The sequence below is a fragment of the Amycolatopsis sp. NPDC003865 genome (assembly GCF_053605345.1).
Genome location: NZ_JBSGJA010000030.1, coordinates 40068 through 52752, shown reverse-complemented (window position 1 = coordinate 52752; position 12685 = coordinate 40068). Strand labels below are relative to the sequence as shown.

The following is a 12685-nucleotide window of genomic DNA, read 5'->3' as shown; positions in this document are numbered from 1 at the left end:
CTCAGTTGTCGCGTCCGCACATGGCGCGCCTCCCTTCGCCACCCCGGGCCGGACCGGTTCCGTCACCGGCCGGACACCATGAGTATGCGGACCGGCGCCAGAGCCCCGCGCGGCGGACCGCACTTTCGTGACGCGCTCGTGCCGCGACGCTGGACGCTGTGGCAGCAAGGTCCGCGCGTGATCGTCTACTGCCTGCTGACGGAAGCGGCGGCGGTGGTGCTGACGCTGCGCCCGTTCCCGATCGCGGTCGACCGCCGCACGCTGCTGATCCTGCTGGTGCTGCTGCTCCTCGGCGTGGCCCAGTCGGAGACGGGCCGCCGGGTCGAGCGCATCCGCCGCCGGGTGTCGGGGACCCCGCACATCAACATGACGTCGGTCTGGACGTTCGCCGGCGTCCTGCTGCTCCCGCCGCCGCTGCTGGCGGTGTTGGTCGGCGGCCTCTACGGGCACCTGGCGGTCCGCAGCTGGTACCGCCTGCAGCGGGTGCCGGCGTCGCGGACGGTCAGCAACGCGGCCATCATCGTGCTCTCCTGCTACGCGGCCCAGGCGGTGATGCGGGTTTCGGGCGCCCCGGACGTGCGCGCGGCGTTCCAGCGCGGCTGGGCGGGGTCGCTCGCGATCGCGGCCGCGGGAGTGACGTTCTTCGTGGTGAACGCCCTGCTGGTGCTCCCGGCCCGCCGCGAGATCGGCCGGACGCCGGAGGCGCTGTTCGGGACGTGGGCGGACAACGGCCTGGAGGTGGCGACGCTGTGCCTGGGCGCGCTGAACGCGCTGGCGCTGGCGGTGCTGCCGGGCCTGGTGGTGCTGGTGCTCCCGCCGTTGCTGTTGCTGCACCGGACGGTCCTGGTGAAGCAGCTGGAGGTGGCGGCCCACCGCGACGCGAAGACGGGGCTGTACAACACGAGCGGCTGGCACGCGCTGGCGGAGCGAACGCTGGCCGCGGCCGCCCGCCAGCGGTCGACGTTCGGTCTGCTGATGCTGGATCTGGACCACTTCAAGCAGGTGAACGACACGTACGGCCACCTGGCGGGTGACGCGGTGCTACGGGCGGTAGCGGAAGCGATCATCGGAGCGGTCCGCGGCCGCGGCGACGCGGTGGGGCGCTTCGGCGGCGAAGAGTTCGTGGTGCTGCTGCCGGGAATCGCGCACCCGGACATCGGCGCGGTGGCAGAGCGCATCCGCCGAGCGGTGGCGGCGCTGCGGGTCCCGGTGGGCAAGCTGTCGATCACGGGCCTGTCGACCCGATCGGCATGGCGGTCTACCCGACGGCGGGAACCTCGTTGCAGCGCCTCCTGGACGCGGCGGACACGGCGCTCTACCACGCGAAAGCGACGGGCCGGAACAAGGTGGTCCACGTAGCGGACCTGGGCTGATCAGGCGCTGGTACGCCGCCGCCCACCGGCATCGAGCCCGAGCATGGCGAGCAGTTCGGCGCACTCCCGGACGTTGGAGGAGTGGCCGGCGACGGTGAGAACGGCCCGATCATTCTGTTCGGCGAGCCGAACGGCTTCTTCGGCGCGGATGACACCCATCCGGCTGTCTTCGTCGTTGGCGGTCGAGCTGCCATTGGCACGGGCCCAGGTCATCTGGCCACCTACTTCCGGCCCCACGGGTGCGGAGCCATGGTCGGGGCTTCAGCATGACACTCACAAAAATTTCACCCGCAAGTGGGTTGAGTCACAGGGGTTTTGTTGCGGAGAGTAGTCGGGTGACGCGTTTCGATTGAACTGTTCTCAGGGGCTGCCGTGCCCGCAGAGCGACTTGGCAAGACCCGCCGTCCCGAGGCGCCTCAAGTCACCCCGGTCCTCCGGAACAACTCGGCAGGACCCGCCGTCTCGAAGTCCCTCCGGCAACCGAGCCCATCAGCCCTTCCGGCACCCCGAAGCTGTCATTGTGACTACGGCCGGCAACACCGCGTCAAGGCGGGAAAGCGTGCCTTGACCCGGCGCTGCCGGCCGTGTTCTGGCTTCGGATCGGGGTGCGGGGAGGTCTGGGTCCGCGTCGGTGCCTGTTCTCGAGCCCTTCGCCTGTTCGGCCGCGCCGGGACTGCTGCGCCTTGGCAGGTGGGCGAGGGCAACCGCGCGGACACCGCTGCGCCCCGGCAAGCAGGGCAAGGGCAACCGCGCGGACACCGCCACGCCCCGGCAAACAGGGCAAGGGCAACCGCACGGCGAGCCCTGCAGGAGAGTCCCCCTTCCCGACGCGAAGAGAGCCGGACCGAGACCGCCTGCCGAAAACCGCGACGTGCCGGCTCCCAGCGCAACCACGGGGGGCGCAGGGCGAAGCCCGAGCCAGAAGAGGGTCCGGGCGAAGCCCGGAGAAGGGGGTCCAGGGGGCGAAGCCCGCCTGGCGGGGGTCTGGGGGTTCGACCCCCAGAAAACACGGACGTAACCGCAGAGAAGGCCCAAGCTCCGAAGGAGCGAGGGCCTTCTCGAAGGTGGAGGTGCCGGGAATTGAACCCGGGTCCTCTGGCGTATCAACAGGGCTTCTCCGTGCGCAGTCCGCTACGTCTCTACTTGGCTCCCTCAGTCACGCGAACAAGCCGAGGTGACGAGCCCAGCCACTGTTTGCTTCACGATCAGTCCCCGTGGCCGGGATGATCGCTGAGCCTCCTAGCTGATGCCGGTACCCGGGCCGGAGGCGAACCCGGGCCGACAGAGACGCACTCGCTCAGGCGGCGAGGGCGTACTCGCGCTGACTGGAGTCGGCGCTTATTTGGTTGCGATGACGCTTAACGGTGGTCTCTCGCCTGCACCGGCACGCTTCTCCTGAATCAACGTCCAAAGTCGAAACCGTTCACCCCCTTGGTGGGAACACAACCTGTCCATCATAACGCGGCATGCCACCTCTTTACTCCCGGTGGGTAGGGCCAGCCCTACCTGGGGGATGCCCGCGCGCACCATGTCGCCGGCGGGCGGGGAAGACGAGCCTGGACTCCAGCAGAAGGGAGCCCGGTGATGGGTAGCGAGAGGCGTGATCCGCCGTTCGGTGGTTCGGTGGTGTTCCTGCTGATGAACCTGCCGCTGGGGGTGCTGGCGTTCGCCGTGCTGACGACGTTCGGGGCGGCTGGGGTGGGGTCCGCCGTCGTGTGGGTGGGTGTGGGGCTGCTCGCGCTGCTCGTGCTGGCCGTTCGGGGGGCTGCCCGGCTGGAGCGGGCGCGGGTCTTCGCGCTGCTGGACTCCTATATCGATCTGCCGTACCTGCCGCTGCCCGCCGGTGGGCAGAAGGACCGGTGGAAGGCGCGGCTGAAGGACCCGTCGACGTGGCGGGACCTGACCTACCTCTTCCTGCTCTTCCCGCTGGGTGTCGTCGAGTTCGTGCTGGTGACGACGTTCTGGTCGACGAGCCTGGCGCTGGCCGGCCTGCCGGTCTACTTCCGGTGGCTGCCGGGCGGGGCGTACTACTTCCCGTCGGATGACCTGCGGTGGCTGACCGTGGACTCGACCGTGGAAGCGCTACCGTGGGCAGCGCTGGGGGTGCTGTTCATCGCGTTGTCGGTGGCGTTGACCAAGGCGCTCGCCGGGGTGCACGTCCGGCTGGCGAACGCGCTGCTGGGGACGACCGTGGCCCAGCGCCGTCGGATGGAGCGCTGGTGGGCACACGCGGAAGAGAAGAACCTGGTGGCGGGATGACCGAGGCACAACCCCTGGAGCACCCGCGGCCGCACCCGGCTCGCACGATCGTGTACATGATCGTCAGCTTCTTCTTCCGGATCCTGCAGTTCGTGCTGATCGTGACGGGCATCGCGGTGGGGGTCGGAACGGCGGTGGTGTGGGTCGGGTTCCCGATCCTGCTGGCGACGACGAGCTTCATCCGCTGGTCGGGTGATCGCGAGCGGAACTGGCTGGGGAAGATGCTGCGGGTGCCGCTGCCGCCGGTGGAACGGCGTCCGTACGAAGAGGGCCAGCCGCTGCTGCGGCGGTGGATGGTGCGGCTGAGCGACGCAACGACGTGGCGTGACCTCGCTTACCTGATGGCGGCGTTCCCGCTGGCGTGCGCGGAGCTCGGGATCGCGCTGGCGTCGATCGTGCTGCTGCCGATGGCGGTCTGGGTGACGCCGTGGCTGGGCTGGCTGCACGGTGAGCTGGGGCTCGCGCTGCTGGGCCCGGACCGCACGAAGCGGCTCGAGCAGAAGGCCGAACGGCTGCAGGCTTCGCGGGCGCGGGGTGTGGACGCCGCCGAGGCGGAGCGGCGCCGCATCGAGCGTGACCTGCACGACGGCGCGCAGCAGCGGCTGGTCTCGGTCGCGATGAGCCTCGGGCGGGCGAAGTCGAAGTTCGACCAGGACCCGGACATGGTGCGGGAGCTGATCGACGAGGCCCACTCGGACGCGAAGCTCGCCGTGTCGGAGCTGCGGGACCTCGCGCGCGGCATCTACCCGGCGGTGCTCGGCGACCGCGGGCTGGACGCGGCGCTCTCGGCGCAGGCGGCCAAGTCGCCGATCCCGGTGGACGTCCACGTGGACGTCGAGCCGCGGCCGCCGGCGGCGGTGGAGACGACGGCGTACTTCATCGTCGGCGAGACGCTGACGAACATCGCCAAGCACTCCGGAGCGTCCGAAGCGGGCGTGAAGGTGTGGCGGACCGACGACCACGTGGTCGTCGAGATCACCGACAACGGCCACGGCGGCGCCGAGGTGCGGCCCGGCGGCGGGCTGGCCGGGCTGGCCGACCGCGCCGCGACGATCGACGGCGTGATCACGGTCGTCAGCCCGGTGGGCGGGCCGACGGTGATCCGGGCTGACCTCCCCTGCCAATGGTGAATAAGCTGGCTCCCGTTCATCCACGAGCTTGGGGGCCGGATGCGGGTAGTCATCGCCGAAGACGCCGTGCTGCTGCGGGCCGGGGTGACCCGCCTGCTCGCCGACGAGGGCATCGAGACGGCCGCGGCCGTCGACAACGGTGACGACCTGCTCGGCGCGGTGAAGGAACACCGTCCGGATCTGGCGATCGTCGACGTCCGGATGCCGCCGACGTTCACCGATGAAGGCCTGCGCGCGGCTTTGGCGGCCCGCAAGGAGGTTCCGGGTCTGCCGGTCCTGGTGCTGTCGCAGTACGTCGAGGAGTCGTACGCGGTGGAACTGCTGTCGGGCGGTGCGGGCGGGGTCGGCTACCTGCTGAAGGAGCGCGTGGCGGACGTCGACGAGTTCCTGGACGCGGTCCGCCGCGTGGCGAACGGCGGCACGGCGATCGACCCGGACGTGATCGCCCAGCTGATGGCCCGCGGCCGCCGCAACCCGCTGGACGCGTTGACCGCGCGGGAATCCGAGGTCCTGGGCCTGATGGCGCAGGGGCTGTCGAACACCGCGATCGCGAACTCCCTCGTGGTTTCGCACGGCGCGGTGGAGAAGCACATCGGCAACATCTTCTCGAAGCTGGGCCTCGAAGCGAGCGCGGAGGAGCATCGCCGCGTCCGCGCGGTGCTGACCTACTTGGGGCGCTGAGGTTTCCGGGCCAGCAGGTACGCCTGGGGCACCGTCTCCGGTTCCCGCGGCGCCCTGACCAACCGCGCTTCCAGCTCCAGTCCGGCGGCCTCGAACAGGCCGGCCACGAAGTCGGGCGGCAAGCGGTACGCGTCGAACGAAACCTCGTGGCCGTACCCCTGGGCGATGTGGCGGCGCTCGTCGCCCACCTGGAACGCCGTCAGCAGGCGGCCGCCCGGGGCCAGTACCCGTGCCAGCTCCGCCACCACTCCGGCCAGCTGCTCAGGCGGGGTGTGGATCAGCGAGTACCACGCCAGCGCGCCCGCCAGGGAACCGTCGCCGAGCGCCAGCGCCTCCAGCGAGCCGACCTCGAACCGCAGCTCCGGATGCGCCCGGCGGGCCACGGAGACCATGCCCGGGGACAGGTCCACGCCGAACGCGTCCAGCCCGAGCGACGCCAGGTGGGCCGTCAGCCGTCCGGGGCCGCACCCCAGGTCGCCGACCGGGCCCGTACCGCCCACCAGTTCCGCGAACGTGCTCAGCATCGCCCGGTCCCACGGACTCGTGTCCAGTGCGTCCCGCGCCGCCTCGGCGTAGGAATCCGCGATGGTGTCGTACGCGGTCCGGGTCTCGGTCACGTAAGCAGGCTCGGTCACGGGCCGGAACACTATCGACGGAAGGTGACCGCAAGTCCCGTAGGGTGGACATAGGGTCACCCGTTCCGCGGGCGGCACCTCGCACACCGCTCACCTACCATGAGCGGACCCACCGGGAAGGAGCGCGCAGATGACCGACGAGACCCGCTGCGTCCGCTTCTTCGGCGGCCCGCTCGACGGCCGCGTCCAGGAGCTCGGCGACGCCGAACCCGTGCCCGGCACCGTCATCCGGCACATCCACCTGCACGGCGGCCCGAAGATCGAGACCCGCTACGAGCTCGGCCTCACCGAGGACGGCTGGGAATACCGCGTCGCCGCGACGCAGCACGAACCCGAGCCCGACGGCCTGAGGTAGGGAGAACCCCCGCATCCCCCTGGGGTCAGCAGGACCCCCAAGACGCCGGTCAGCACCGCTGTTCCGGACGTCACGACCGGCCAAGCTCAGTGCATGCAGAAGAGCCGGGACCGCTTCCTCGACGTCGTCCGGGCGGGGGCCATCCTCGCCGTCATCGGCCAGCACTGGATCATGCCGGTGCTCTCCTACTCCGACGGCCACCTCGCCACGGGCAACGCGCTCGCGACCCCCGGGTGGTGGGTCGTCACCTGGCTGTCCCAGGTCATGCCGCTCGTCTTCTTCGCCGGGGGCGCGGCCAACCTGATTTCCTTCCGCCGCGCGGAATCGACGCGGGCCTGGCTCGGCGCACGGCTCAAGCGCCTGATGCTGCCCGTGCTGCCGCTGATGGCCGTCTGGCTCGTCATGCCGGACTTCCTGCGCGGCCTCGGCCTCCCGCCGCAGCCGCTCCAGGTCGCCGGCGCGATCGCCGCCCAGCTGCTGTGGTTCCTCGCCGTCTACGTCCTGGTCGTGCTCCTCACCCCGCTGATGGTCGCCGCGCACCGGCGCTGGGCCCTCAAGGTCCCGCTCGTCATGGGAGTCGCCGGCGTCCTCGTCGACGTCGCGCGCTTCAACGACCTCGGGTACCTCGGTTACGCCAACGCGATCTTCGTCTGGGTCGCCGTCCACCAGCTCGGCTTCCACTACGTCGAAGGCCGCCTCGGCACGCTCACCCGCCGCGCCGCGCTCACGCTCTCGGCCGCCGGTTTCGGCATCACCGCGCTCATGGTCGCCTTCGGCCCGTACCCGGCCAGCATGATCGGCATGCCGGGCGCGCCGGTGTCGAACATGAGCCCGCCCACCGTGCTGCTCGCCTTCCTCGCCGTCGGCCAGATCGGCCTGCTGCTCGCCTTCCGCCCGCAGCTCAACGCGCTCGCCGAACGCCCCGGCGTCGGCACCGCGCTCGGCTGGCTCGGCGCGCGGTTCATGAGCGTCTACCTCTGGCACATGCCGGCGCTGATCGTGGTGGCCGGCGTGACCGTCTACGGCCTCGGCTACGAGACGCCCGCGCCGGGCACGCTCCTCTGGCTCGTCATGGCGCCCGCGTGGTTCGCGGTGTGCGGCCTGGTGCTGCTGGGCCTGCTGCGGCTGTTCGCGCACTTCGAGATGCAGCGCGACACCGCCGGCGTCACCGCGCGGGTGCCGCAGCTGGTGGTCGCCGGGCTGATGATCTCCGGTGGGCTGCTCGGCCTGGCCGCGCACGGCTTCGCGCCGCTGTCGGACGGCTTCGCGCACGGCCCGGTGCCGTGGGTGGTCCTCGCCACGGCCGGTTTCCTGCTGGCGGGCAAGGCGGTCCCGGTGGTCGATCTGCTGGGTCGCGCGGTCGTCGTGAGCGAGCGGGCAGCGCTCAAGCGGTGATGAGCCGCAGCGGGGTGTCGTGCAGGACGGCCCGCAGGAACGGCTCCCCCAGGCGATCGTCGGCTGCCCAGCCGGCGATCGCCTGCAGCTGCGTCGCGTACGAGTACGGGATGTTGGGGAAGTCCGTGCCGAGCACGACGCGGTCGGCGTACTCGGCCAGCCGGGCCGTCCAGTCCGGTGGCAGCGGCGACATCTTTTCGGCGAACGGGACGCCCACCATCGTGGTGTCCAGGTGCACGCGCGGATACTTCTCGAGCAGCTCGAACGCCGTCCCGAACTCCGGCATCGCCGCGTGCGCGAGCACCGCCGTCAGGTCCGGGTGCGCGGCGAGGACCTCCTCGAAGACCGACAACCCGGTGAAGTCGCCCCGCAACGGACCGTGTCCACAGTGGACGACGACCGGGACGCCGGCGTCGGCCAGCGCGCCCCACACCGGCTTGAGCAGCTCGTCACGCGGGTCGTACGCGCCCACCTGCACGTGCGCCTTGAACACGCGGGCGCCGGCGCGCAGCGCACCGTCCACAGCGGACCCGGCGCCGGGTTCGGGGTAGAACGTCCCGGTCGGCACCGCGTCCGAAACTTTCGAAGCGAACTCGAGCGCCCACTCCGTCAGCCACTGCGCCATCCCCGGCTTGTGCGGGTAGACCAGCGGCGCGAAACGCGTCACGCCCAGCGAACGCAGCGTCGCCAACCGATCCTCTTCGGACGTCCGGTAGAACACCGGCCAGTCCGTGCCGTAGTGCGTCGAGGCGCGGTCGAAGTACGCCCAGACCTTGTCCATCACCGGTTTCGGGAGGAAGTGGACGTGCAGGTCGACCAGGCCCGGCAGGCCCAGCGACGCCGTCCACCGAGCGACGTCGGCGTCGGAAGCCGGGCCCGCCGTCACTCCGTGAACCGGCCCTTCAGCGCGCGACCCATGGCCTTCCTGATGTCGCGCTCGGCGTCGCGCTTGGCCAGCGTCTGCCGCTTGTCGTAGGCCTTCTTGCCCTGCGCCAGCGCGATCTCGACCTTGACCTTGCCGTCCTTGAAGTACATCGACAGCGGGACCAGGGAGAGCCCGCTCTCCTTGGTCTTGCCGATGAGCTTCTCGATCTCGCGCCGGTGCAGCAGCAGCTTCCGGGTCCGCCGGGGCGTGTGGTTGGTCCACGTGCCCTGCGTGTACTCCGGGATGTGCACGTTGCGCAGCCACACTTCGCCGTCGTCGACCGTCGCGAACGCGTCCGCCAGTGACGCCTTGCCCTCGCGCAGGCTCTTCACCTCGGTGCCGACGAGCACGAGACCGCACTCGTAGGTGTCGAGGATGGAGTAATCGTGCCGCGCCTTGCGGTTCGACACGATCACCTTCTGGCCACGTTCCTTGGGCATACGACCACTCTACGTGATTCTGGGATCGGCGAGCAGCTGGTTAAAGCTAGTGCCGGACGTACAGCCGCAGCGTGACGTACCCGGTGATGGCGGAGATCACCACGGACACCGCCAGCAGGATCGGCGCGACCGGGAAGAGCAGCTCCAGGGTGGTGATCTTCGGGAACACGTCCCCGGTGAACACCGAATCGAGGAAGCCGGCCTTCGTGATGATCAGCATGATGATCCCGATGACCGCACCGAACACGCCGGCGACCACCGCCTCCAGGAGGAACGGCAGCTGCGTGTACCACCGCGTCGCGCCGACCAGCCGCATGATGCCGACCTCGGTGCGCCGGGTGAACGCCGACACCTGGATCGTGTTCGCGATCAGCAGCAGCGCGGCGATCGCCATGATGAGCGCGGCGCCGAACGCCATGTTGCGGACACCGTTGAAGGCGTTGAACACGCGGTCGAGGAACTTCTTCTGGTCGTCGACCTTCCGCACGCCCGGCTTGGTGCCGTACTCCTGCACGATCGCGTCGCTGCGGTCCGGGTCCTTCAGCTTCACGTGCAGGGACGCGGGAAGCGACTCCGGCCCGGTCAGCTGGATGAGTTCCGGCTGGCTCTCGAAGATCTTCTTGAACCGGTCGAAGGCCTGGTCGCGGTTCTCGAACACGACCGACTCGACGCCGTCGTTGCTCTGCAGCGACGAACGCAGCGACTGGCACAGCGACTGCGTGCAGTTCTTGTCGTTCGCGCTGATGTCGTCGGTGAGGTAGACCGAAACCTCGACGTCGGCGAGGAAGTTGGACTTCATCTTGTCGATCGTGCGCACGGCGAGGAGGCCGCCGCCGAGCATGGCGAGCGACACGGCCGTGGTCAGGATCATCGCGATGGTCATCGTGACGTTCCGGCGCAGGCCGGTGATTACCTCACTGAAGACGAAACTGGCGCGCATGTCGGGGTCAGGTCCTTGAAGTCGGGGGCTGGGGCGGGGAGGTCAGCGACCGATGCCGTAGACGCCGCGGGCGTCGTCGCGGATCACCCGGCCGAGCTGGAGCTCGACGACGCGGCGCCGCATGGAGTCCACGATGGAGTGATCGTGGGTGGCCATCAGGACGGTCGTGCCGGTGCGGTTGATCCGCTCCAGCAGCAGCATGATGTCCTGGCTGGTGTCGGGGTCCAGGTTCCCGGTCGGCTCGTCGGCGAGCAGCACCAGCGGCCGGTTCACGAACGCGCGCGCGATCGCGACGCGCTGCTGCTCACCACCGGAGAGCTCGTTGGGCAGCCGGTCGGCCTTGCCGTCGAGACCGACGAGCTCGAGCACCTCGGGGACGACCTTCTTGATGGTCGGGGCGGGCTTGCCGATGACCTCGAGGGCGAAGGCGACGTTCTCGGCGACGGTCTTGTTCGCCAGCAGGCGGAAGTCCTGGAAGACGCAGCCGATGGTCTGCCGCAGGCGGGGGACCCGGCGGCGGGCCAGCTTGGCGACGTCGAAGTTGGACACCACCACGCGGCCCTTGCTCGGCGTCTCTTCGCGCAGCAGCAGCCGGAGGAAGGTCGACTTCCCCGATCCCGAGGGACCGATGAGGAAGACGAACTCACCCTTGTCGATGTTGACGGACACCCGCTCGAGCGCGGGCCGCGTCGAGGTCTTGTAGACCTTGGAAACCTCTTCGAGCCGGATCACGATTCGGCATACTACCCACCGGTCTCGTGAAGCCCCGGTTGCCCGGTCCACCCGGGTGGAGCAGCGGGTGTTTGCGTACGGTGAGCGGTCACGCAAACACCCCCTGCGCCGATCAGGCGGCCTCGCTCTGCTTCCGCCAGCGGATGCCGGCGTCGAGGAAGCCGTCGATGTCGCCGTCGAGCACCGCGGTCGGGTTGCCGACCTCGAACTCGGTCCGCAGGTCCTTCACCATCTGGTACGGGTGCAGCACGTAGGAGCGCATCTGGTTGCCCCAGCTGGAGCCGCCGTCCTTGAGCGCGTCCATCTCCTTGCGCTCTTCTTCCTTCTTGCGCTGCAGCAGCCGGGCCTGGAGGACCTTCATCGCGGCCGCCTTGTTCTGCAGCTGCGACTTCTCGTTCTGGCAGGAGACGACGATGTTCGTCGGGATGTGCGTGATGCGCACCGCACTGTCGGTCGTGTTGACGCTCTGGCCGCCGGGGCCCGACGAGCGGTAGACGTCGACCCGGATGTCCTTCTCCGGGATGTCGACGTGGTCGACCTCTTCGACCTCGGGCAGCACCTCGACGTGCGCGAACGACGTCTGGCGGCGGCTCTGGTTGTCGAACGGCGAGATCCGGACGAGCCGGTGGGTGCCCTGCTCGACCGAGAGGGTGCCGTAGACGTAGGGAGCGCTCACCTTGAACGTCGCCGACTTGATGCCCGCCTCTTCGGCGTAGGAGATGTCGTAGACGTCGGTCGGGTAGCCGTGGCGCTCCGCCCAGCGCAGGTACATGCGCAGCAGCATCTCGGCGAAGTCGGCCGCGTCGACGCCACCGGCCTCGGAGCGGATGGTGACGACGGCGTTGCGGTCGTCGTACTCGCCCGAGAGCAGCGTGCGGACCTCCAGGCCGTCGATCGCCTTGCCGAGGTCGGCGAGCTCGGTCTCGGCCTCGCCCATGCTGCCGGAGTCGCCCTCGGCCTCGGCGAGCTCGTACAGCACGCCCAGGTCGTCGAGCCGCTGGCGCAGGTCGGAGACCCGGCGCAGCTCGCCCTGCCGGTGGGACAGCTGGCTGGTGACCTTCTGCGCCGCCTCCGGGTCGTCCCAGAGCGTCGGGCTCGAGGCCTGCTGCTCCAGATCGGCCACCTGGGCACGCAGCGCATCCAGGTCCATCACCGACTCGATCTGCGTCAGCTTGCCGGCCAGGTCCTTCAGTGCCGCGTCGAACTCATCACTCACGTTTGTCAAGGTTACGGCAAAACCCACGACCGGTTGCGAGGACCGGTCGTGGGCGCGCGAACCTCAGGCCGCGGGGATGGCGTCGAGCAGCTTGAGCGCGGCCTTGGCCTGAGCCTGGGCGAACTCGGCGACGGCCTTCTCGTACGGCCCGTCGGCCGCCTTGGTGGCCGCCCTCGCGTCGTCGAGCTGCTGGCTGTAGCTCGTCCGGGCCGACTCGAGCAGCGACTGGCGCTGCTTCGCGGTCAGCGACCCCGCGTGCACGAGCCGCAGGATGAGCGGGCTGCGCAGGTGGTCGGGGCCGGCCTCGGACGTCAGCCAGGCCTTGAAGGCCTTCTTGCCGGCGGCGGTGATCAGGTACTGCTGGCTGGAGCGCGGGCCCTGCTTGCCGAGCCGGACGAGGCCTTCCTTGGACAGCGCCGGGAGCTCCCGGTACACCTGGCTGCGAGTGACGCTGAAGAAGGCGCCGAAACGCTCACCCGCCCCCGCGACGAGCTGCCCGCCGGTGGCGGGACCGTCGTGGAGCAGACCGAGCAGGGCGGCGGCTGTTGCATTCAATTCGGACACGCCCCCTAGATTCCCACTTATCGGCCGCTGTGTCCACAGT

General features: G+C 69.9%; 13 protein-coding genes, 1 other RNA gene and 1 pseudogene. 6 read left to right on the top strand and 9 right to left on the bottom strand.

Translation table 11 applies throughout. The features are described 5' to 3' along the window. The first annotated feature begins 84 nt into the window (after positions 1–84). Positions 85–1373 (top strand): annotated as a pseudogene (locus ACWEVP_RS44325) (diguanylate cyclase). Here ACWEVP_RS44325 and ACWEVP_RS44320 read toward each other — a convergent pair. Next, positions 1374–1586 carry a hypothetical protein gene (locus ACWEVP_RS44320; protein WP_452068591.1) on the bottom strand — a complete coding sequence of 71 codons (213 nt, stop codon included), beginning with the start codon at positions 1584–1586 and terminating at the stop codon, positions 1374–1376. 849 nt (positions 1587–2435) lie between these two features. Next, positions 2436–2804, bottom strand: a transfer-messenger RNA (tmRNA) gene (ssrA, locus tag ACWEVP_RS44315). Positions 2805–2957: 153 nt separating this feature from the next. On the opposite strand from ssrA, the gene ACWEVP_RS44310 reads away from it, so the two are divergent. From ACWEVP_RS44310 to ACWEVP_RS44300, 3 genes are read left to right on the top strand one after another with little or no spacing between them, the layout of a single operon-like run. Then, positions 2958–3632, top strand: a complete 675-nt coding sequence (locus ACWEVP_RS44310) for a sensor domain-containing protein (protein ID WP_452068590.1) — start codon at positions 2958–2960, stop codon at positions 3630–3632. Continuing rightward, positions 3629–4762, top strand: a complete 1134-nt coding sequence (locus ACWEVP_RS44305) for a sensor histidine kinase (RefSeq protein WP_452068589.1) — start codon at positions 3629–3631, stop codon at positions 4760–4762. The genes ACWEVP_RS44310 and ACWEVP_RS44305 overlap by 4 nt, the downstream gene beginning before the upstream one ends. 39 nt (positions 4763–4801) lie before the next feature. Then, positions 4802–5443 (top strand): response regulator transcription factor, encoded by a 642-nt coding sequence (locus tag ACWEVP_RS44300; RefSeq protein WP_086685091.1) that lies wholly within the window; start codon positions 4802–4804, stop codon positions 5441–5443. Here ACWEVP_RS44300 and ACWEVP_RS44295 read toward each other — a convergent pair. Then, the gene (locus ACWEVP_RS44295; RefSeq protein ID WP_452068588.1) at positions 5428–6078 is read right to left on the bottom strand and encodes a class I SAM-dependent DNA methyltransferase; all 651 of its coding nucleotides are present in this window, start codon (positions 6076–6078) and stop codon (positions 5428–5430) included. The two genes, ACWEVP_RS44300 and ACWEVP_RS44295, sit on opposite strands and share 16 nt — an antisense overlap. A 130-nt stretch (positions 6079–6208) precedes the next feature. Between ACWEVP_RS44295 and ACWEVP_RS44290 the strand changes: the two genes are divergently transcribed. Together ACWEVP_RS44290 and ACWEVP_RS44285 are read left to right on the top strand one after the other, a co-directional pair. Then, positions 6209–6433, top strand: a complete 225-nt coding sequence (locus ACWEVP_RS44290; protein WP_452068587.1) for a hypothetical protein — start codon at positions 6209–6211, stop codon at positions 6431–6433. 93 nt (positions 6434–6526) lie between these two features. After that, positions 6527–7828, top strand: a complete 1302-nt coding sequence (locus ACWEVP_RS44285) for an acyltransferase family protein (RefSeq protein WP_452068586.1) — start codon at positions 6527–6529, stop codon at positions 7826–7828. Here the strand turns inward: ACWEVP_RS44285 and ACWEVP_RS44280 are convergent. From ACWEVP_RS44280 to ACWEVP_RS44255, 6 genes are all read right to left on the bottom strand, one after another. Beyond that, on the bottom strand, positions 7818–8714 hold the full coding sequence (locus tag ACWEVP_RS44280; RefSeq protein WP_452068585.1) for an amidohydrolase family protein: 897 nt from the start codon (positions 8712–8714) through the stop codon (positions 7818–7820). The two genes, ACWEVP_RS44285 and ACWEVP_RS44280, sit on opposite strands and share 11 nt — an antisense overlap. Next, complete coding sequence (gene smpB, locus ACWEVP_RS44275) at positions 8711–9193, bottom strand: SsrA-binding protein SmpB (RefSeq protein WP_086849338.1); 483 nt, start codon at positions 9191–9193, stop codon at positions 8711–8713. Before smpB ends, ACWEVP_RS44280 begins: the two co-directional genes overlap by 4 nt. A gap of 46 nt (positions 9194–9239) precedes the next feature. Beyond that, positions 9240–10133 carry a permease-like cell division protein FtsX gene (ftsX, locus tag ACWEVP_RS44270; protein ID WP_452068584.1) on the bottom strand — a complete coding sequence of 298 codons (894 nt, stop codon included), beginning with the start codon at positions 10131–10133 and terminating at the stop codon, positions 9240–9242. 42 nt (positions 10134–10175) lie between these two features. Further along, on the bottom strand, positions 10176–10865 hold the full coding sequence (gene ftsE, locus ACWEVP_RS44265; protein ID WP_020643738.1) for a cell division ATP-binding protein FtsE: 690 nt from the start codon (positions 10863–10865) through the stop codon (positions 10176–10178). 112 nt (positions 10866–10977) lie between these two features. Next, a complete protein-coding gene (gene prfB, locus ACWEVP_RS44260) occupies positions 10978–12081 on the bottom strand; it encodes a peptide chain release factor 2 (protein ID WP_452068583.1) in 1104 nt (367 codons plus the stop codon). A gap of 63 nt (positions 12082–12144) precedes the next feature. Further along, entirely contained in the window at positions 12145–12645 is a 501-nt protein-coding gene (locus ACWEVP_RS44255) for a PadR family transcriptional regulator (RefSeq protein WP_020643736.1), read from the bottom strand. Positions 12646–12685 lie beyond the last annotated feature (40 nt).